The organism is Neorhizobium sp. LMR1-1-1.1 (assembly GCF_040675795.1).
GTDB lineage: Bacteria > Pseudomonadota > Alphaproteobacteria > Rhizobiales > Rhizobiaceae > Neorhizobium > Neorhizobium cellulosilyticum.
Genome location: NZ_JBEGHE010000091.1, coordinates 87,369 through 108,521, shown reverse-complemented (window position 1 = coordinate 108,521; position 21,153 = coordinate 87,369). Strand labels below are relative to the sequence as shown.

Annotated in this window: 16 protein-coding genes; 8 read left to right on the top strand and 8 right to left on the bottom strand. The window is 60.6% G+C overall.

Translation table 11 applies throughout. The features are described from left to right. Window positions 1–87: 87 nt before the first annotated feature. From MRBLMR1_RS29605 to MRBLMR1_RS29595, 3 genes are read left to right on the top strand one after another with little or no spacing between them, the layout of a single operon-like run. Window positions 88–1,176 (top strand): caspase family protein, encoded by a 1,089-nt coding sequence (locus tag MRBLMR1_RS29605; protein WP_500067166.1) that lies wholly within the window; start codon window positions 88–90, stop codon window positions 1,174–1,176. Further along, the gene (locus MRBLMR1_RS29600; RefSeq protein ID WP_500067165.1) at window positions 1,173–2,501 is read left to right on the top strand and encodes a hypothetical protein; all 1,329 of its coding nucleotides are present in this window, start codon (window positions 1,173–1,175) and stop codon (window positions 2,499–2,501) included. The genes MRBLMR1_RS29605 and MRBLMR1_RS29600 overlap by 4 nt, the downstream gene beginning before the upstream one ends. A gap of 37 nt (window positions 2,502–2,538) precedes the next feature. Next, the gene (locus MRBLMR1_RS29595; RefSeq protein WP_500067164.1) at window positions 2,539–3,618 is read left to right on the top strand and encodes a ComEC/Rec2 family competence protein; all 1,080 of its coding nucleotides are present in this window, start codon (window positions 2,539–2,541) and stop codon (window positions 3,616–3,618) included. Window positions 3,619–3,762: 144 nt separating this feature from the next. Here MRBLMR1_RS29595 and MRBLMR1_RS29590 read toward each other — a convergent pair whose 3' ends face one another. Beyond that, a complete protein-coding gene (locus MRBLMR1_RS29590) occupies window positions 3,763–6,042 on the bottom strand; it encodes a CDC48 family AAA ATPase (RefSeq protein WP_500067163.1) in 2,280 nt (759 codons plus the stop codon). Between the two features lie 41 nt (window positions 6,043–6,083). Then, window positions 6,084–6,275 (bottom strand): hypothetical protein, encoded by a 192-nt coding sequence (locus MRBLMR1_RS29585; RefSeq protein ID WP_500067162.1) that lies wholly within the window; start codon window positions 6,273–6,275, stop codon window positions 6,084–6,086. Window positions 6,276–6,499: 224 nt separating this feature from the next. Between MRBLMR1_RS29585 and MRBLMR1_RS29580 the strand changes: the two genes are divergently transcribed. The 4 genes from MRBLMR1_RS29580 (at window position 6,500) to MRBLMR1_RS29565 (ending at window position 13,708) form a co-directional block, all read left to right on the top strand. Beyond that, the gene (locus tag MRBLMR1_RS29580; protein WP_500067161.1) at window positions 6,500–7,678 is read left to right on the top strand and encodes an efflux RND transporter periplasmic adaptor subunit; all 1,179 of its coding nucleotides are present in this window, start codon (window positions 6,500–6,502) and stop codon (window positions 7,676–7,678) included. After that, a complete protein-coding gene (locus tag MRBLMR1_RS29575) occupies window positions 7,675–10,839 on the top strand; it encodes an efflux RND transporter permease subunit (RefSeq protein ID WP_500067160.1) in 3,165 nt (1,054 codons plus the stop codon). Before MRBLMR1_RS29580 ends, MRBLMR1_RS29575 begins: the two co-directional genes overlap by 4 nt. A 543-nt stretch (window positions 10,840–11,382) precedes the next feature. Further along, window positions 11,383–12,675 (top strand): cytochrome c, encoded by a 1,293-nt coding sequence (locus tag MRBLMR1_RS29570; protein ID WP_500067159.1) that lies wholly within the window; start codon window positions 11,383–11,385, stop codon window positions 12,673–12,675. A 70-nt stretch (window positions 12,676–12,745) separates the two neighbouring features. Then, the gene (locus MRBLMR1_RS29565; protein ID WP_500067158.1) at window positions 12,746–13,708 is read left to right on the top strand and encodes an XdhC family protein; all 963 of its coding nucleotides are present in this window, start codon (window positions 12,746–12,748) and stop codon (window positions 13,706–13,708) included. A 12-nt stretch (window positions 13,709–13,720) separates the two neighbouring features. Here the strand turns inward: MRBLMR1_RS29565 and MRBLMR1_RS29560 are convergent, their stop codons facing one another. The 6 genes from MRBLMR1_RS29560 to MRBLMR1_RS29535 form a co-directional block, all read right to left on the bottom strand. Next, entirely contained in the window at window positions 13,721–14,602 is an 882-nt protein-coding gene (locus tag MRBLMR1_RS29560; protein WP_500067157.1) for a LysR substrate-binding domain-containing protein, read from the bottom strand. Window positions 14,603–14,737: 135 nt separating this feature from the next. Next, entirely contained in the window at window positions 14,738–15,892 is a 1,155-nt protein-coding gene (locus MRBLMR1_RS29555; protein WP_500067156.1) for an L-dopachrome tautomerase-related protein, read from the bottom strand. A 21-nt stretch (window positions 15,893–15,913) separates the two neighbouring features. Continuing rightward, window positions 15,914–16,927 (bottom strand): zinc-binding alcohol dehydrogenase family protein, encoded by a 1,014-nt coding sequence (locus MRBLMR1_RS29550; RefSeq protein ID WP_500067155.1) that lies wholly within the window; start codon window positions 16,925–16,927, stop codon window positions 15,914–15,916. A gap of 9 nt (window positions 16,928–16,936) precedes the next feature. Continuing rightward, window positions 16,937–17,920 (bottom strand): DMT family transporter, encoded by a 984-nt coding sequence (locus tag MRBLMR1_RS29545; protein WP_500067154.1) that lies wholly within the window; start codon window positions 17,918–17,920, stop codon window positions 16,937–16,939. Between the two features lie 21 nt (window positions 17,921–17,941). Beyond that, window positions 17,942–18,925, bottom strand: coding sequence for a zinc-dependent alcohol dehydrogenase family protein (locus MRBLMR1_RS29540; protein WP_500067153.1), 984 nt, complete (start codon window positions 18,923–18,925; stop codon window positions 17,942–17,944). 260 nt (window positions 18,926–19,185) lie between these two features. Beyond that, the gene (locus MRBLMR1_RS29535; RefSeq protein WP_500067152.1) at window positions 19,186–19,764 is read right to left on the bottom strand and encodes a TetR/AcrR family transcriptional regulator; all 579 of its coding nucleotides are present in this window, start codon (window positions 19,762–19,764) and stop codon (window positions 19,186–19,188) included. Window positions 19,765–19,906: 142 nt separating this feature from the next. On the opposite strand from MRBLMR1_RS29535, the gene MRBLMR1_RS29530 reads away from it, so the two are divergent. Next, window positions 19,907–21,121, top strand: a complete 1,215-nt coding sequence (locus MRBLMR1_RS29530) for an MFS transporter (protein ID WP_500067151.1) — start codon at window positions 19,907–19,909, stop codon at window positions 21,119–21,121. Window positions 21,122–21,153: the final 32 nt, after the last annotated feature.

The following is a 21,153-nucleotide window of genomic DNA, read 5'->3' as shown; positions in this document are numbered from 1 at the left end:
AATGGTCAATAGATGAGGCTAGAGGCGGCCAGGGTTTATGACGACGGAGTAACTGACAACCCTCGCACCCACGTCCTGATAGTCGGGGTGGGCAGCTATATTCATGGTGAAGATGGAAGGAATCCGACAGCAGTCGGCAGCAGTCTCGCTAGGTTGACCTCTCCACCGAAGTCCGCGGTCGCAGTAGCTGAATGGTTTACGAGAGAGTTCGACCACCCTGATCATCCGTTGGGGACCGTGACGATGCTCGTTTCTGCCGAGACACCGGTTAAATTCGCCGCATCTGACGGCGAGAGGGAACTGCCGGAAGCCGACTGGGAAAACCTCCGTCTTTGCCTAGCCGACTGGAAAGATGCGTTCCAAGGCCATCCCGACAACATGATCGTGTTCTATTTCTGTGGCCACGGGATCTCGCTAGGTCAAAAGGCCGCTGCTTTGTTGTCCGATTTCGGCAACGATGACAACGCCTATGAGCCAGCGATCGATATCGACGCGCTGCTGGGAACCCTGCGGAACGCCCGGCCTAAGAAACAGATGTTCATCGTCGACTGCTGCCGGACACGGGCGGATTCCCTTTACAAGGACGAGGCACGGATCGGCGGCAGGGCTCTGTCGATCGCGCCCAATTTTGAATCGGTTGCCAGGCAATGTGTCATCTTTCCATCGATCGACGGGCAGAGGGCGTTCGGCTTACCCGATGAGGTCAGTGTCTTCACATCGTGTTTCCTCGATGCTGTCAGGTACGCCGGCTTCGATGACGCCACTGGGCAGTGGACAAGCACGACGGGGCTTATCTTGAACGCGATCGAGCGTCTCGTGTCATGCCGCCTTCACGCCGACATGCTCGGTCGCACTGTGCCGACGGCGATGAACGCCGCCATCTTCGAGTTCAATCAGATCGCCGATCCGCAATTGGCTCGATCGGTAGTGACGATCGACTCTTCGGTACCTTGGCCCAATGCAGTCTTCACGGCTTCCTGCATCAACAACACGACCCTCGCCGCGCAGGAACGTGCCTCGTCCCGCGACGACCCGTATCGTTGTTGCGTATTCGAAGTAGAGTTCGGGAAATGGGAATTCGCAGGAGAAGCGGCGAGCCGACCGCCTCGGATATTGTCAACTCAGCGGACCGTCACGCGACCCGTCGCCTATGTCAAACTTGAGGTGACCCCATGATCCAGTTGGAAATTGGAGTGGTTGCGGAGTCGAAAAAGGACGCTCTCCAGCGTGGCGCGATCGTAACTATCACCCAGATAGCCAATTTGGCGGGCGAGAAAGTCAGGAGTCCCCAACCACGGACCAAGGTGATCGACATTTCGGGCGACTTGCCGTCCTACAGCGTATTCTCTTTTGAAGATCCGGGCGTCTACGAGATCGCCGTCCGATCTCCCTATGGCACGGATTGGAAGGAAATAGCGTTGCAAGAGGCTATGAAGGTCACGATGCGGATCAGACATCGCAGACGAGAGCTGGACTACGCGTCAATAGTCGAGCTCCCGCGGCTGTCAAATTCGTGGTTGGAAACCCCAAAGCTTCCGAACGGAAATGATGCCCCGGAAGTGGGGCGGAACGAGATCGCGAGTGCTACGGATCTTATAAGCTATGGCCGGGTCTTCAATTACTTCAATCAGCTGGCGATCCGCGCGATCGACGCACCAACTTTTTCAAACTTTTCCCACACCAATTTACTTCGGCCACTCGATCGGGCTGCCGCTTCGCCATCTGTCGAGTATGGTTTCACTGTCCCGCGCTTTTCAGATTCGGCTAGGATCGACGCACCGACTGTGGGTGAACTTAACAATCTGTATTTCAGTCTTCGTGGGCAACAGAATGACGGGATTGTTCCCACTCGATGGCAAAACTCCTTTGGAAGGAATGGGCGAGATCTCGTGTCGATTCCGTGGCTCTGGTTTCCGCTTGTCGACGATTCCGACCGCAGCGTCGAATTCACGCTCCGGCAAAGTCGATCCCACGTCGGGCCGACGACCGTTCTGGACGTGCAGGACACCAAGTGGGGGGCGTTGCTCGAATTCGTAACTCAAGGCCGTATGTTCGAAGCCTCCCGAGTGGTCGACAGCCTTATGCAGGACGATGCCATCGGGCCTGCCAAAAGCCTTCCGGAGTACGCATTGCAGGGCAAGCTCCAGGATCCGCTTGTAGCAGTGCTCGGAGGTATCATTCTCGTCTCCAATGTCGTCGAGCTCCGCGACGAACGGTGGGATGCGTGGCTTGAAAATCTCGCGAACTGGTTTCCGAATCTGCCCGACGCGGCGGCCATCTATGGCTATCGATGCCTTCAGCGAGGGCAGGGCGACCCGGCGAGCCATTGGCTGAGGCGTTCGATCGATCAGGGACTTCCATACTTCTCGGCGACATTTCGCCTTCTGACCTTGAGCCTCTCGCAGTTGGGAGATCGGGAAACGCTCGATCTGATCTCTCCCGCCGCCGCAGCCGTCGACGTAACCCAGCCGTTCACGGTTATTCACGTCCCTTGGGGTTGATCGATTCACAAACGGGCGAACACAAAGGGTGCCGGAAATGTTGAAACTGACGATGTATCCCGCCACCGACGGCGATTGTCTGGTTCTGACCTGGGGAGAAGGGAAGGAGCTTTCGAATGCTATCGTGGATCTCGGCCGGGGCCCCACCTGGAGAGCGGTGCGGCAGGTTATCAGCGATCTCGAAAACATCGAGCTTTTGACCATCAGTCACGTCGACTCCGATCACATCGCCGGCGCGGTGCAAATGGTACGTGAAAAGACGCCGCCCTTCCAGCCTCGCCGCGTCTGGTTCAACGCCCTTCAACAACTCGAGCGGGCGATGGACCGCGGAAGGTTCGAGCCCTTTAGTCCGGTCGAGGGCGAGAAGCTTTCCAAAGGGATCTCCGACTTCAAATGGCCACGTAACGCCGAGTTCGAAAGCCGGGTGGTCTCGACGGATAGCCCCGAGGCCTCCGGGTGGATGGAACTGGGTGGCGGAATGAAATTACTTCTTCTTTCACCTGACGACAGAAGCCTGGCAAAGATGTACCCGATATGGGAAGCGGCCCTAGAGGATGCAGGCCTGCGGACGTTCGATCCCGACGATGAGGTCGACGACGGCGGCCTCGCATTCGAGGTTTTCGGAACGCTCCCCGACGTCGAGGAGCTGGCCTCCGTTCCTTTCGAGCCGGACGACAAGGAGGCGAATGTTACGTCCATTGCCTTCGTGGTCGAGTTCTGTGGCAAGCGCGTGATGTTGACGGCAGACGCGAATTCCGAGGTCATTGAGCAACGGTTACGACCCTTTGCAGAGGCGGAAGGCGGTCGGTTTAAGGTCGATTTGCTCAAAGTTTCTCATCACGGTTCGAGAAAGAACACATCTCCGAACTTCTTTAAGATGATCGACTGCCAGAGGTTCGCCTTCTCGACGGATGGGTCGCGCAGTCACGGGCACCCGCACCCGGAGACTGTCGCCCGCATCCTGGTGAACGATCCGGAGCGACAGAAATCGCTGTATTTCAATTATCTCGGCCCCCATGCCAAAGCGTGGAGGAACGGGCTGTTGGAAGCAAAATGGAAGTACCAGGCGGTATTTCCGGATGCTGCGGAGCCGGGAACCCTCGAAATAGAACTTTGAAACGGGTAGGCCGCCCAAGGCGGCAGGTCACCGTGATCAGCACAGTTTAGACCCGTGAATTCAATCCAGCTGGCGAGAGAAGCGGGCGACATCCGCAGCCGGGAGAGGAGACAGGCACTCCTGGCGGCGGATGTCGATCCTGACTTAGCTGCCCTGCCTCAGCTGGACAAAACCGATGCCTTGCCGGGTAGGGGCCTCCTGCCTTAGCGTCTTCACCATGTCCTCGTATTCGCGCTCGACTTCCGGAGTCACCGACGGGCGCGTCTCGTGGAATGCCCGTTCGAAATCATCGGCACGGACCTCGGCCACGTCGATGTTGGAACGCAAGGCCAGAAGTCCGGCTCGTCTCGTCAAATCCTCGAGGTCGGCCCCCGTAAAGCGCTCTGTGCGCTCCGCGAGAGCGTCGAGGTCGACGTCAGCGGCGAGGGGCATTCCCTTGGTGTGGATGCCGAGGATTTTCCGACGCCCCTTTGCTTCCGGGACGGGAACGTAGACGAGCTCATCGAAGCGACCCGGCCGGAGAAGCGCGGGATCGAGAAGGGTCGGCCTGTTCGTCGCGGCCAGGACGACCACGCCCTGAAGCTCTTCGAGGCCGTCCATCTCGGCGAGAATGGTGTTCACCACGCGCTCCGTCACCGCTGGTTCCCCGAGACCGCCTCCGCGGGCAGGAGCCAGCGAGTCGATCTCGTCGATGAACAGAACCGTCGGCGCGACCTGACGCGCGCGTTCGAACAGGCGGGATACCTGCTGTTCGGACTCGCCGTACCACTTCGAGAGGAGATCGGAGGATTTCGTCGCGATGAAGTTTGCTTCGGCCTCCCGCGCGACGGCCTTTGCCAGGAGGGTTTTCCCGGTTCCGGGTGGCCCGAAGAGCAGGAAGCCCTTGGCAGGGCGAATGCCGAGACGCTTGAAGGACTGGGGCGACTTGAGGGGAAGCTCGACACCCTCCTTGAGCCGCATCTGGGCGTCGTCCAGCCCGCCGATGTCGTCCCATGTGACGTTCGGAGCCTGGATCATGATCTCGCGGAGAGCCGAAGGCTGGATTCGTTTAAGTGCGCTCAGAAAATCGGCCTGCCCGACGCTGAGGTTTTCGAGGACGGCGGGCGGAATGCCTTCCCGCAGATTGATGTCCGGCAGAATACGCCTCAGGGAATCCATCGCCGCTTCGCGGGCGAGAGCACCGAGGTCGGCACCGACGAAGCCGTAGGTCGTCCTCGCGATCTCCTCCATGTTCACGTCTTCGGCCAGAGGCATGCCGCGGGTGTGGATGGCGAGGACTTCCTGTCGCCCTTTCTGGTCGGGGACGCCGATGACGATTTCACGGTCGAAGCGACCAGGACGCCGCAGGGCCTCGTCGATCGCGTCACGGCGGTTGGTCGCGCCGATGACCACAATGTTCTGGCGTGGCTCGAGGCCGTCCATGAGCGTCAGCAACTGAGCGACGATCCGACGTTCGACTTCTCCAGTGACGTTTTCCCTCTTGGGTGCGATCGAGTCGATCTCATCCACGAAGATGATCGCCGGGGCATTCTGCGACGCTTCCTGGAATATCTGGCGCAGGCGCTTCTCCGACTCACCGTATTGGCTGCCCATGATCTCGGGTCCGGCAATATGGTAGAAGCTTGCCTCCGTCTCGTTCGCGACGGCGCGGGCCAGCAGCGTCTTGCCAGTGCCCGGCGGACCGTGGAGGAGCACGCCCTTGGGGGGATCGATGCCAAGGCGCTGGAAGAGTTCCGGATGCCTCAGGGGAAGCTCCACCATTTCTCGGACCTGCTCGACCGCGTTGCCGAGCCCGCCGATATCGTCATAAGTGACGTCCGCGCGCCTTGCGTCCTTGGGCTCCTCGAACTGGGGCCGGAGTTCGACTTCCGTCGTTTCCGTCATCTGGACGATGCCGCGGGGCTGGGTGGACACCACGACCAGGCGGATTTCCTGAAGACCGTAGGACGGCAGTTCCGCAAAGCCCCGCATGGCGGCGCTCATCCGGGGGTCGCCCGACCGCGCACGCTGCTGGACGGAGGTGGAGATCACATCCCCGGCGACCATCGGGCGCTGGTAGAAGGTTCGCCGCAACGCTTCGCCGGAGCCCTGTAGCCTGAGGTTCTTCTGCGCGGGCGCTAGCACGACGCGGGTCGCGGGTTTCACGTCCGCCTTCTTCACCTCGATGTAATCGCCGCTTGTCGCTCCGGCATTGACGCGCTGGAGGCCGTCGAGGCGGACGATGGCGAGGCCTTCGTCCTCCTGATACGAGTCCACGGCGATGGCGGCCGTGTGCCGTTTGCCGACCAGTTCGACGATCTGGCCTTCCGTTATGCCGAGCGAAGCCATCGTATTGCGCGGAAACCGGGCAAGACCGTATCCGGCGTCCTGGGGCTGCGCATTTGCGACCTGCAGCTTGAGTGTTTTGTCATCAGCTTCCGCCAACGTACCTCTCCTTTTTATGTGATGAATCGCGACGGATGACGTCAGCGCTTGGCGACGGGCTTCCCGTAGAGTTCGGGCATGTCGGCGATGTAGACCCGAGGTGTCGGGCTTGCCCGGAAGGCCTCGCCAAAAGCGACGAGATATCCGAGCATACAGACCATCAAGCAGAGGATGAAAAGGATCACGGGGCCCGTGCCGTAGCTGGCCGGGGCGGGTGGATAGCTGTCTCTCATCGGTTTTCTCCTTTCTGGAGGCGTTGATGAGAGGGAGGCTATGACCGTCGGTGCGGCTGTTATTGTATGAAATGGCGACGCGCATGCGGGGGTGGTTCGAGGGGATAGGATTGTCCAAAAGCGCTGAACTCCGGACCGCGCGAGGGCCGTAAGTTACAATAGCCGCGCCGGGTCCGCGGACAGAGTGTCTCCCTGGAAATACCTCGAGAGACAAGGCTCCGACCATGAAACCCCACCTACCCGCCAGCTCGCGGAAGCATGTGCAGTCAGCCATCTTCGCGACGTTGGCCACATTGTATTCCGCTACGGCGACGCTGGGACAGGATATGTCAGCGCCCCCGCCCGTCACCGTCGCCAAGCCGCTGGTCCGCGAGGTCACGGAGCAGGACGACTTCATCGGCAGGTTCCAGGCCGTGGAGGAGGTTCTCGTTCGCGCGAGGGTCGGAGGCTATCTCGACAAGGTTCAGTTCACGGACGGTTCTCTCGTCAAGAGCGGGGACCCGCTGTTCGTGATCGACCAGAGACCTTTCAAGACAGCGCTCGAGGAAGCGACTTCCGCCCTCGAGGTCGCGAAATCCACCCTCACTTACGCCGAGGCCCAGTTCCACCGCGCGGAAACGTTGTCCACCAACGGCAGCCAGTCGATTTCGATACTGGACGACCGCCGACGGGAATGGATATCGGCGCAGGCCAATGTGCGTGGCGCGAAAGCGAGCGCGGACCGCGCTCAACTGGACCTCGACTATACGCAGATCACCGCGCCGTTGAGCGGGCGGATCGACAGGCACATGATCTCCCCCGGAAATCTCGTCCAGGCCGACCAGACGGAATTGACGACGATCGTATCGCTGGATCCGATCGATTTCTATTTCGACGTCGACGAACGCAGGTTGCTCTCCTACGCGGCGCTCGCACGCGAGAACGGACGGTCGCTGCAGGAAGGCGGCGGCGGTCTCGACGTCGCCGTGACGATCGCTGACGGTTCCTCGAAGCCTTTCCACGGAAAGCTGAACTTCTCCGAGAACAAGGTGGACAGCCAGTCCGGCACCATGCGGGTGCGGGCACGTTTCCCGAATCCGGATTTCGTCCTTCAGCCTGGCTTGTTCGGCAGGATCGAGGTGGGGGCGTCGAAGGCCTACTTGGCGATCCTCGTTCCCGACGAAGCGCTTTCGGCGGACCAGAACCAGCGCGTCGTCTACATCGTCGGAGAAGACGGAACGGTAACGACGAAGGCTGTGCGGACCGGACCAAAGCTCTACGGTTACCGGGTGATACGCGAAGGCCTTGGCGGCGATGAAACGATCGTGGTCAACGGCCTCATGCGGGTGCGCCCCGGCCAGAAGGTAACGCCCAAGATGACACAGCTTCCGCAGGAAGCTCCGGTACTGGGAGCGGTCCAATGAGATTCTCGCACTTTTTCATCAGGCGGCCGATTTTCGCCTCCGTCCTTTCGATCGTCCTGCTGATCGTCGGAGGGATCGCCTACTTCAACCTGCCAGTCGCTCAGTATCCCGACATCGCGCCGCCCACGATCGTGGTGCGCACCTCCTATCCGGGTGCGGATTCTCAGACCATCGCGGACACCGTCGCGACGCCGATCGAGCAGGAAATCAACGGCGTCGAGGACATGCTCTACATGTCGTCCTACTCGAGTGCGGACGGCGCGATGTCGATCACCGTGACCTTCAAGCTCGGAACGGACCTCGACAAGGCGCAGGTCCTCGTCCAGAACCGCGTCGCGATCGCGGAGCCCCGTCTCCCGGAGGACGTCCGCCGTCTCGGCGTGACGACGGTGAAGAGCTCGCCGGACATCATGATGGTCGTCCATCTGCTTTCTCCGGACAGCCGCTATGACCAGCTCTACATCTCGAACTACGGCCATAACCGCATCCGTGACCAGCTCGTCAGGCTCGAAGGGGTAGGGGACGTCACCCTGTTCGGCGAACGCGAATACTCCCTCCGTATCTGGCTCGATCCCGAGAAGCTTTCCGCGTATGGAATGACGTCAGGCGACGTGGTGCAGGCATTGCGCGATCAGAACGTCCAGGTCTCCGGCGGCTCGATCGGCAGCCCTCCGGCGGCAGGCACGAACGCGTTCGAATACACGGTGAGGACCGAAGGCCGCTTCAGCGATGCCCGCCAGTTCCGATATGTCATCGTCAAGTCGACGGATAGCGGCCGTCTCGTTCAGCTTCAGGACGTCGCCCGCATCGAACTCGGTGCAAAAAACTACGTCACGAACAGCTACCTGGACGGCATCCCGGCGGTCGGCCTCGGTATCTTTGCCCGTCCGGGCACGAACGCCCTGGAAGCGGCGGCGGCGGTCAGAAAGATCATGGAGACCGAAGCCAAGAACTTCCCTCCGGGCCTTGAGTACAAGATCGTCTACGACCCGACCAAGTTCATCTCGGAGTCCATCGACGAGGTCTACAAGACGATTTTCGAAGCCGCCGTGCTTGTCGCCATCGTGGTTCTCGTGTTTCTCCAATCCTGGCGCACGGCGCTTATCCCGATCGTCGCGATCCCCGTGTCGCTCATCGGCACGCTCGCGTTCCTGCTTGCTTTCGGCATCTCGCTGAACATGCTTTCACTCTTCGGGCTGGTTCTCGCGATCGGCATCGTCGTGGACGACGCCATCGTCGTCGTCGAGAACGTCGAACGAAACCTCAGGAACGGCCTGACTCCCAGCCAGGCGGCGCACGTGACGATGGACGAAGTCGGTACCGCCGTCGTGGCTATTTCCCTGGTGCTTATCGCCGTTTTCGTTCCGACGGCGTTCATTCCGGGGATCACGGGACAGTTCTATCGGCAGTTCGCTGTCACGATCTCCGTCGCGACGGCGATCTCAGCCCTGAATTCGCTCACGCTGTCTCCTGCCCTGGCGGCCATCGTGCTGCGCCCCCACGAGCACGGCAAATCTACGGGTATCTTCGCCCGCTCCGGTCAGTGGGCGGCCGACAAGTTCAACGGTGGCTTCGATCGGCTCAGCGACGGATATTCCTGGATCGTCCGCCACATGGTGCAGACAACGCTCGGATTGGCGGTTTCGATCGTGGCATTCCTCGCGCTGCTGGGCGGTACGTTCTACATGACGCAGATCGTGCCGCGGGGCTTCATCCCGACGATGGACCAGGAATACGCACTGGTGGTCGTCCAGCTTCCGGATGGCGCTTCCCTCGGCCGTACCGATGACGTCGTGAAACGCGCTTCCGCGATCATGAACAAGATGCCGGGGATTGCCCATACCGCGTCGTTCGCCGGATTCAGCGGGGCGACGTTCACCAACGCGTCGAACCAGGGTCTGATCTTTGCCACCTTCGACCCGTTCGAAGAGCGCCTCAAGAAGGGGCAGTCAGCCGAAAAGCTGATCGGCCAGCTCTACGCCAACCTCCAGTCGATCGAAGAAGCGTTCATCATCGCCATTCCTCCGGCCCCGGTCCGCGGCGTGGGGAACTCAGGCGGCTTCAAGATGCAGATCAAGGATCTCGACAACTCGGACATGAAACGCATCCTCCCGCTCGCCTACGAGGTCATGGGAGCCGCCAACAAGACAAAGGGGCTGACTGGTGTATTCACCACGTTCAGCGCCTCCAGCCCGCAATACTTCCTGGACATTGACCGCGACAAGGCACGCTCGCTGAACGTTCCCATCCCGAACATCTTCGAGGCTCTGTCGGTCAACCTCGGAACCTCTTACGTGAACGATTTCAACGCTTACGGCCGAGTTTATCAAGTGCGGGCGCAGGCGGAACAGAGCCACCGGATGGAAAGGGACGACATCCTGGCCCTAAAGGTGCGATCGGCAACCGGAGCGCTCGTTCCCATGGGCACCCTGGTCGACATCAAGGATACAACGGGTCCGTCTCTCGTGCAGCGATACAACATGTACGTATCGGTTCCGATCCAGGGAAGCGCGGCACCCGGTGCCTCCACGGGGAGCGCACTCGACGCGATGGAGCAGGTAGCAGCCAAGGTGCTGCCGCCGGGGACGAGCTTCGACTGGACCGAGTTGTCTTACCAGGAGCGCAATACCGGAAACACGGCGACCTACATCTTCATCCTGTCGGTGGTCTTTGTCTTCCTCGCCCTGTCCGCGCAGTATGAAAGCTGGACGTTGCCGCTGGCTATCATCCTGATCGTGCCCTTGGCGATCCTCGCCGCGCTCATCGGCGTGCATCTGCGCGGCCTGGACAACAATATCCTCGTGCAGATCGGTCTCATCGTGCTGATCGGCCTCGCCGCGAAAAACGCGATCCTGATCGTGGAGTTTGCCAGGCAGGCCCAGGACGAAGGGGCGTCGGCCGTCGAGGCGGCCATTAACGCAAGCAAGTTGCGGCTGCGCCCCATCCTGATGACCGCATTCGCGTTCATCTTCGGCGTCGTGCCGCTGATGATCGCCGAAGGTCCGGGTGCGGAACTGCGGCAATCGCTGGGCACCGCCGTGTTCTCGGGAATGCTGGGCGTGACGTTCTTTGGCCTGTTCCTCACTCCCGTGTTCTTTGTCCTGCTGCGGTCACGTTACAAACGTCCCGCCGCCGAGCCCGAAATGAAGATCGCTGCCTGACGCCACCGAAATCGACGTCATGGAAGAAAGCGCCGCCCCCCCCCGGGATCGGCGCTTTTTCTTTGAGATAGCAAGCACAGGGGCGGATCTTACAAAATCTTATCTACCGGAAATCGAATCTTGCAAGAAAACCGCGATGATTTCGGGCCTTATACATACAGGCGAGGCAACACGGTCGACCTCCTCCTCCCATCGACCGCCTCTCCGCGAAGGTGAACCCGTCGCCTTCCAATCGTAGTCCATCCGCCATGGCTGCGACTTTGCGATCCCTGCTCCTGGCCGCCCCTCCCAGACAGAGCAGGGATCGCCGCCTTCGCGGCACCAAGGCGACATCACTCACGCAAGCATGATTTCAGCGGTAGCCGTATCGCGGGTGCAGGATTGTGCAATCCGGAAGCCGGGAAATAGCGTCCTCTCGGAAGTTAAGCGCCGAGCGAACGCGGGTTCGAAGGACCAAGGGTTCGCCCGGCATGACGGAATGGAGCGGCGGGCGCATCCAGGGTGCGAATGGAACGCCGGGGTTCAAACGGAAAAGGCACGGCCATGGGACGCTGGCGGAAATACATCATCGGGATCTGTACCATCGTGGTCGTCGGCCTTTTTGGCGCGGCCTGTTTTTTCTTCTGGCCTCATGCACTTCCGGAAGTCCAGGCGAGCAAGGCCCAGCCGACAGGAGCCGAACTCATCGCTCGCGGCGAGTATCTCACGGTCGCAGCGGACTGTGCCGCCTGTCACACCACCAAAGGCGGCAAGGCTTTCGCGGGCGGTCTGGCGTTCAAGCTGCCGTTCGGAACGATCTACTCGCCCAATATCACGCCGGATAAGACGGTCGGAATCGGTGATTGGAGCGATGCCGAGTTCGTCAGGGCGATGCGCTCGGGTGTCGGCAAGCATGGCGAGGATCTCTATCCGGCTTTCCCATACACCTCCTACGCGCTCCTCTCGACGGACGACATCCTCGCCATCAAGGCTTACCTGACGACACTCGCTCCGGTTACCGAGGCCGCGCCGGAGAACGCGTTGGCGTTCCCGTTCAACCAACGGCCGCTGATGCGCGGATGGAAGCTTCTCTTTGTTCCGCGGGGTCCTTTCGAACCGGATCCCGCCAGGGACAAAGTCTGGAACGACGGTGCGTACCTCGTCGAAGCCTTGGCGCACTGTGGCGAATGTCACACGCCACGCGGCCTGATGTTCCAGCGGAAGCAGGGTGTCGCCCTCTCCGGCGGTGACGTCGACGGCTGGAAGGCGTGGAACATCACTTCCGACAAGGAATACGGACTTGGAAACTGGAGCGACGAACAGATTGCGGGAATGCTGTCGGCCGGGCACGCGAAAGGCCGGGGCGTGGCCGCGGGTCCGATGCGCGAGGCCATTGACCTCAGCCTTAGCAAGCTGCCCAAATCCGATATCGATGCCATTGTGGCGTACCTCCGAACAGTCCCGGCAGTAGCGGGTGATCCCGATCTCAAGGCAGTGAGGCGCAAGGAAGAAGAACTGGGCGCGACGTCGACTCCGGTTTCCTCCGATACTCAACCCGGAAAGCAAATCTACGCCGGAGCCTGTGCGAGCTGTCACGGATGGGATGGCGAAGGACAGTTCAATCCGCGCGCTGCGATCCTCGGCGGGCACGCCCTGAGTGATCCGACGGCAAGCAATGTGGTGAGGGTCGTCCTGCAGGGCTCGTCCGACCACGGGGCGGCTCCGGGAAGGACCATGCCTTCATTTGCGAAGATCTATTCGGACGAAGATGTGGCCGCGCTCGCGAACTACGTCGTCGAGCACTTCAGCGGGCGAACGGGGACAGTCACCGCCAAGCAGGTCTCCGAAGCACGCTAATCGATGACGGCCCGCGGAAAGGGCAGGGCACGCCCCATTGCCGCAAGCCCCCAAAAACCGGACAACCGTGATGAACGCTTACAGTCAGCTCATCGAGCACATCGCGCCACGCAGCGAGTTCGCCACGGATGACCCCGTCTTGATACTACGCCATGCCCGGGACTCGCTGGAGGAAGGCGTCCCGGTGGCGCTTGTGACCCTGGTCGAAATAAGGGGAGGCGCAGCCCGCCCCTTGGGCGCGCAGATGAGCGTTCGCGTCGACGGTCGATACTGCGGCTTTGTGTCCGGCGGATGTACAGAACCAGCCGTCGCAGCCGAGGCAATAGAGGCACTCAGAGCAGGGCATGACCGCTTCCTTCTTCTTGGAGAAGGCTCGCCGTTCTTCGACATCATTCTCCCCTGCGGGGGCGGTATCCGGCTCTCGATACACGTGCTCAAGGATGCCGGGGCCATCGACCAGGTGTTGGCCCATATCGGCGGGCGTCGTGAGGCAGCTCTCTTGTACAAGCCAGCTGAGGAGTGCCTGGTCTGTAGCCCGGCTGACAAAACCGGGTGGCAGAACGGCTGGTTTGCCAGGATCTACAGGCCGCCCACGAAGATCGCGATATCGGGCAACGCCTTGGAAATCGATGCCACGGCAAGGGTTGCCGGGGCGGCCGGATATGGCGTCGATCTCTTCGGAATATCCTATGGGAGAAAAGCCACCGATCTGACGCTGGACAAGTACACGGCGGTGGTCCTCCTCAGTCACGATCTGGATGCAGAGCTCGCAACCCTGAAAACTGCACTGAAGTCGGAAGCCTTCTACATCGGCGCGCTCGGGAGCCGCCGCACGCACGAAAGGCGACGGAAGACCCTTGAGGAGATGGGCTATGGAGAAGCTGACATCTCGCGGATCAAAGCGCCGATTGGGATATTCGACAAGGCGAGAGACGCTTCGTCGCTTGCCCTTTCGGTGGTAGCGGACGTCGCGGCCGCGGCCTCCGCAGGCACGTCCCGATCCGCCATCGCCGGCACGACCGGGAAAAGTTGAAACTGGCGGGCCTCATGCGGCCATGAGCGGTCCACTGCCCTTTGTCAGGTGTTCGGTCAGAAAAGAGACGATCGCCTTGACGAGATGACCGCTCTCGCCGTCCTCACCCAGCACCGCGATCTCGGTCATGGGCAGAGCTGGCCAATGGTCCGGCGCACTCAAGATCTGCATGCCCTCCTGGACGAGGGAGCCAGCCAGTACGGTCACGCCAAGTCCGCCCGCTACTGCTGCCTGGATGCCCATGAGGCTGCTTGCCGTACAGACGGCAACCCACTCCCGACGCACGTTGTCCAAAGTGGAGACCATGATGTCTCGATAGGAACAGGGAGCCCTCAGCATCACCAAACGGGCGGGCTTCGAAAAATCCAACTTGAAATCGGCGGAGGCCATCCAGACGAGGGGTTCGCGCCAGATGACGCGCCCCCGGTTGCCGTGGCCGTCTTTCTTGCAGATCACGGCGTCCAACTGTCCGTCGTCGTAGGCCTCGAGAAGGTCGCCGCTCAGCCCGGTCATCAAGTCCAGATAAACGCCCGGATAGAGGCGGCCGAAGCGAGCCAACAGGCGCGGAAGCTGGTCGGGAACAAAGTCTTCCGAAACCCCCAGCCTCAAAGACCCGCTCGCCGGAGGTTCGGTCAGTTCGCGAACGAGCGAGTCGTTGAATTCGAGCATTCGTCTCGCGGCGACCAGAAGACGTTCCCCTTCGCGGGTCAGCGTCAACGATCTGCTCGTGCGCTCGAAAACCTTCTTCTGCAGGAGTTCCTCGAGGCGCAGGACCTTCTGGGACACCGCCGACTGGGAGCGGCCGACGATATCCGCCGCAAGCGTGAAGCTTCCGGTCTCCGCGACTGCGACGAACGCTCGAAGCAGGTCTATTTCCAGGTCCGGATACTTCATGCGGGGCCTCAGCTCGATCAGGTTGCTCATAGCTTAACTACCAATACGGCGTACTCAAAATAGACGACCACGCCCAGTCATTCGAAGCCCGTAAGGGCTCGGATAGGTGGGCGTGGTCTGTTTAAATCGATGGCGTCAGGAACGCTGGCCCTTCTTGAGAAGGACGGGGCCGCCGTCGATCTTGATGCGGAACAGTTTGTAAGGCTTCACGCGAAGGTCTTTTCCGTTGTGGAACCCGGCCTGCCGATTGAGCTGGTTGGCGGTGAAGTACAGATATCCGTCCGAAGCGACCGAAAGCGTATCCGGCCATTGGATTTCCTTGGACTGCGCGATCGTCGACCACTTGCCGTTCTCGAGCATCCTGATGCTGTGGTGCTCGTAGTCGCCGCCATAGACGCGGCCCTTGTCGTCGGATTCGAGGCCGTCGGAAGCGCCTTTGAGTCCGAGGTCGACCACCTGTGCTGCGAGTTTGTCTTCAGGAAGTGTGGCGTCACGCAGCGAAGCGGTCGGAACGGAGTAAAGATGACGACTGGACAGCGGCGAGAAATAGAGGGTCGCACCGTCAGCCGAGATCGCGATGCCGTCGCTCGCGATCTTCACCAGGGATGTCTGACCGCCCTGCGGGCGGTTGAGAAGCTTCTGATCGTCGATCTCGGCAGTGAATTCCGGATCAGGCGCTGTGGTCTTGTCGCCGGAGAGTCTCCGGGTGGCCGTGCCGGTCGCCAGATCGACGACGATAATGGCTCCCGGACCTGTCAGTGAGGAGTCGGTGATGTAGGCGACGCCCTCGCTTCCCTGGGTGAGGTCGAAGCGAACATCGTTGACATAGGTCGACGTCAGGATGACGTCCTTGGGAAACACGATCGTCTTGACGATCTTGTTCGTCTCGAGATCGACCGCGATCATCTTCGGACCTTCCGCCAACGGCGGCTTGAAGCCGGGCGCGGCAGTATCCAGGATCCACAGCCTGTTTTCCGCATCCACCACCACGCTCTGTACGCTGATCAGCGACTTGCCGGGGTTCGAGGGATCGGCCTTGTTGATTGCGGCATCGGGGTAGGCGACGGCCTTACCGTTGACGACCTCCGCGACGGTGAACGGCACGTCGTCGCCCCAGCGCGGGTAGTTGACGAAAATGCGGCCGTTGGCGGACACCGTCACGCCAGTCAGCATCGCATCGGGGAACGACGCGACCGCTTCGATCTTGCGATGCTCGTCTGCGGCCAAAGCCGCGGTGGAAGCCAAGGTGATCGCGATGGCGGTACCGATTTTGAGTAATTTCGTGTTCATGACATTCTCCAAAAATCCGGGTTAGAACCCGCTGAGTACGGTTTTGCCGAGACCACGCCCGCTCTCGAGGAGAGCGTGAACGTTCTTGAGGTTTTCGGCGGTGATTTTTCCTGCGTTTTCGCGCATCGTCGTCTTGATCACTCCGCTGTCGACGAGAGCGGAGATTTCAGTGAGGATGCGATGCTGCTCGTCCATCTCCGGCGTCTGGAACAATGTCGGGGTGAACATGAGCTCCCAGTGAACCGAGAGGCTCTTTCTCTTGAATTTCACGACGTCGAAGGTATCCGGGTCATCGATCATGGCCAGCGCGCCACGTGGCTTGAGGATTTCCAGGATGGCCTGCTGATGGCGGTCGGTCGCCGTCAACCCAGCCACGTACTTGACGTGAGGGATACCGATGCGGCGCATCTCCTCATCGAGCGGCTTTCGATGATCGACGACGTGATGGGCACCCATCTGCTTGACCCAGTCGATCGTCTCGGGGCGCGAGGCGGTCGCGATGACGGTCAGTCCTGTCAGGCGACGCGCTACCTGGGTAAGGACGGACCCCACGCCACCCGCGCCGTTGATGATCAGGATCGCCTCCCGGCTCGACTTCGTGCCATACGGGACGCCGAGCTTTTCGAAGAGGAGCTCCCAGGCAGTGAGAGACGTCAGAGGCAGCGCTGCTGCCTCTGCGTTCGAGAGGGTCTTGGGCTTGGGGCCGACGACCCGCTCGTCCACCGCATGGTATTCGGCATAGGTTCCCTGCCGATTGATCGCGCCCGCATAGAATACGGCGTCGCCCGGCTTGAAGAGCCGGACCTTGGAGCCGACCTCCTCGACAGTCCCGACGGCATCGTATCCGAGTATTCTGGCCTGCCCGTCGGTGGGGCTGGAATTGGCGCGTTGCTTGACGTCCGCGGGGTTGACCGAAATGGCCTCGATCTTCACCAGCAGGTCATGCGGTCCCGGTTCCGGCTTAGGCACTTCGATATCGACAAGCGCATCCGGCTCGGTCACCGGCTTGTTCTTGTAGTATCCGATCGCTTTCATTTTTGTCTCCTAGAGGTCTTGCCTGTTCGGTTTCTGGCGAGGGATCGCGTTCAGCATTATGCCGATCACGATCGCAGACGTACCCGCGGCAAGGGGGGCGGTCAGCGGCTCGCCGAGGAGCAGGAGCGACAACAGGACCCCCGTGACCGGAACGCCCAGCATGGCTGTCGACATCGTCGTCGCCGGCAGCCATGAACTGGCCGCGTTGACTGCGACAAAGCAGAAAGCAGTCGCTACTGGACCGACGAATACCGTGGAGGCGAAGAACGTTATTGTATCATCGGCCGAGAAACCGCCTTCGATAATCCAGGCGAGTGGGACCAGAACGATCGTAGCCAGCAGCATCTGCCAAGGGGCGAGGTCGAAGGCCGATGAGACGGCCTTGAAATAGCGCAGGTGGATGATGCAGAGCGCCCAGCATATCGACGCGATCAGCAGCGCTCCGTTGGAAGCGACGACCACCGGATTGCCCCAGTCGATAGCAGAAGGATTGACCAGTATGGCCACCCCCACGGCGGCAAGCATGATGCCGCCGATGCGCAGACTGCCTACCTTCTCTTTGAATATCACGATCGCGATGGGCGTCACCCAAAGCGGGGTGGTGTAGCTCAGAATCGCTGACCTTCCGGCCCCAAGATGGGTCATTGCCAGAGCGCCCAGCATAGTGAAGGCCGCCATCTGTAACAGGCCGATCGAGACGATGAACGGCAGGTCACCGCGTTTCGGAAGGCGTATCCCTCCACGGAACATTTGTGCCAGGAAAAGGGCGGCACCGCCCGTGCCGAACCTCAGTGCGGAAAACCAGACGGGCGTAACGTGGGCCAAGCCAACCTTCATCACCGGCCAGTTTGCACCCCAGAGTACGATTGCCACGACCAGGCTCAAAAGCGGTAGCAGTGCTGCCTTCTGGCGGTTGTCCCGCCATGTCGTCGCTCTGGGAAATTCGCATGGGGGCGCGTTACGCAGGCCCTCGCGAGATGCGTTCGTGGACATTTTTTGTCTCCGGAGAGGTCGCTATGCGACGTCGATAACTATCTTGCCTTTGGCAGAGCCCGATTGAAGCAGGTCATAGCCCGTTGGCGCGTCCGCGAGGCCGAAACGGCGCTCGTCTATCAGCGGCTTGAGAAGTCCGCTGTCGACCTTGGTCGCCACCTGCCGCAGGATATCGCCGTGCCTATCTGCACCGATTTCGTACAGCATCGGTATCAGCGTGAAGACGACACCGAACGTGAGCCCCTTGCTGTGTAGTGGGGTCAAGTCGAGCGTTGCGCGCGCTGCCGTTGTCGATATCCGACCGCTGATCGCCGCTGCCTGGAACGAATTCGCGAGGTTTTCACCCCCGACAGTATCGATGACGACAGGGAAACCGTGGCCTTGGGTGATCCTGGATACGTAGTCCGCGGGGTTTTCCTGCTTATAGAAAACGACGTGGTCGGCACCGAACCTCCGGACTATGGCTTCATCCGACTCTTTGCCGACCGTCGCGGTCACGACCGCCCCGAGATCGCGGGCGAGCTGGACGGCGATGTGGCCCACGCCGCCAGCCGCCCCGTGGACGAGGACATGTTCAGACGCTTGGAGATTCGTTCGGGCGATCGCTTCCCAGGCGGTAATCGACACAAGAGGAAGCGCGGCGGCCTGACGCATCGAGAGGTTCCGAGGCTTTCTGGCGATGAGGCGCGCATCGGCGGCAATAAACTCCGCCAACGTTCCGCCATGTCCTCTGACGCCGCCGGCCAAGCCATAGACTTCGTCTCCGGACGAATAGCCGGAGACGGCCTCGCCCACCTTGACGATAGTCCCGGAGAAGTCACATCCAAGCACCGCCGGCAACGCCGGGCCGATGGGTAAACCTTCGCGGATTTTGTTGTCGATCGGGTTGAGAGATGCAGCTGCTATGCGGACAAGGACCTGTCCCGGCTTCAATACTGGATCAGGGATACTCTCTACGGCGAAGTTGTCGATGCCGCCAAACGCACTGAGGACGAGGGCTTTCATTGTTGGCTCCATTATTCATGTCGATAATAGTGTGAGCCACCTGCCCATAAGGCAAACGCATAATTCTTTTGGCAACAATTCGATTTACAGCTAGATCGCGTACGATTGCTCGTCAAACGAAGGTGTCCGCGAAAGCACGACAGCTGCTTCGGGCCGTGGCGGCTCTATGCATCCGCTACGGCCCCCGGGATATATTGAACGATTGGGGCTATTTGATTTGCAGACGTCGGAATACGTTTCCGGCAGCTATCAAGAACGGATCAGGCTTGGTTGTTGTCGAGAAGTCCCATGCCGATCGACATGAAATCGTCCAATGGCCGCCGATCGTTCGTGATTTTCATCCGGAGAACAGTACCCTCCCAGCTATTGATGAGGAAGCGTGACATCGCGGCCGGATCGAGACCGGGTTTGATTTCTCCGATAGCCTGTCCCTCGACTATGACGCTCGACAACAAGTCCGCCCACGTCGATAGCGAGTCCTTGAGCGCCTCCCGTAAAAGCGGAACATCGTCCGAGCTTTCCGCTGACAGGTTGCCGATCAGGCAGCCCTTGTCGAAGCCGTCCTTCTCGTATCGGGAAATGAAAAACCCGAAATGCTCCCGGATCCGGGTGAGGGGAGACAGGGCAGCATTAGACAATATTTCCCGCTTCGACGATGCGACATACATCTCCAACACTTCAAGAGCGAGACCCTCCTTGGTCTTGAAGTAATTATAGAAACTGCCTTTGGGGACGCCGGCGGCGTCCACGATTTGCTGCACGCCACACGCGCTGTAGCCAAGAGCGTGGAACCGGTCCTGAGCGGCCGCGAAAATCTTCTCTCTGGTCGGTGAGGCCATGAGTTCTCCTTCGGTCCCGGGATATGAACGAGGCCATCTGAATTCAAGTGTCGGCGGTCATCGAGCGATAAAAATAAACTCGATTGACAGCATAATACGACCGGTCATATTAAAACGCAAGACGGAACGGAGGCGCGTTGCCATGGCGACTGAAATCCAAAACCAAAAGCTCACACCGGCCTGGGTGATGGCGCTGGGAACATTTGCGATCGGAACCGAAGGTTTCATGATCGTACCGCTGCTGCCCAACATGGCTGACGACCTGCAGCTGTCCATCGCGACGCTCGGAACACTCGTGACCGTGTTCACGCTTACCCTCGCGTTCAGCTCGCCGATCCTGACGACACTGTTCGGCAGCGTGGATAGACGACGCCTCTTGATCTCAACGATGGCGTTCTTTGCCTTGGCCAACCTCGTCGCTTGGCAGTCGAGCGGGTACTGGGGCATTTTTGCCGCCCGTGTGCTTCTCGCCCTTGCCGCAGGACTTTACACCCCGAACGCCAACGCGCTGATCGGCGTCCTGATCGCACCGGAAAGACGTGGCAGGGCGCTTGCCATCGTCAACGGCGGGATGACGATCGCAATCGCACTCGGGCTGCCGATCGGATCGCTCGTGGGAAATGCGCTCGGGTGGCGCGTGACGTTCCTCGGCGTCGGCATACTCGCAGCGATCGCTGTCGTCGGTTTGATCGTCGGCCTCGATCGGTCCGCCGGGGCCGGACTTCCGGTGCCGAGCCTTTCCGCCAGGATCGCAGTCGCGAAGCGGCCGCCTGTCCTCGTTGGTCTTGCTGTCACGCTGTTCTGGGCCGTCGGTGCCTACACGGTCTGGACCTATATCGCCCCATACTTGACCTCTGTGGCGCACTTCGGCCCGAACGGAATCAGCTTCATCGTCTGCCTCTGGGGCGTCGGCTCGGCAGTCGGCGTGTTCAGCGGTGGTTCCCTCAGCGATAAATTCGGGGCCAAGACAGTAATGGGCACCAGCCTCGCAATCCTGGCAGTCGCGTTCCTGGTTCTGTCCTTCACTGCGTTCTTCCTCACGCCTTCGCAGGCCGTCGTCCCAATCGTTATTTCGGTGGCCGTATGGGGCGTCACTGTCTGGGCATTCTTTCCGGCGCAGATCTCCCATCTGATCCAGACGGGCGGCCAGTCATCCGCCCCGATCGTCCTCTCGCTCAATGCCAGCTTCATGTACGGCGGCTTCGCGATCGGAAGCGCCATCGGCTCCTTTGTTGTCGCCCACGGGAAGGTCGCCGATCTCGGCCTCGCAGCGGCGCTCGCGGAAATGATCGGCGTTGCACTCCTCTTCGGTTTCGCCTCCAAGGCGGCATCCCCAAACACGTCGCCCGCCCGCTGAACGACAGCGGTCTCGACGCGGACCACAAACCT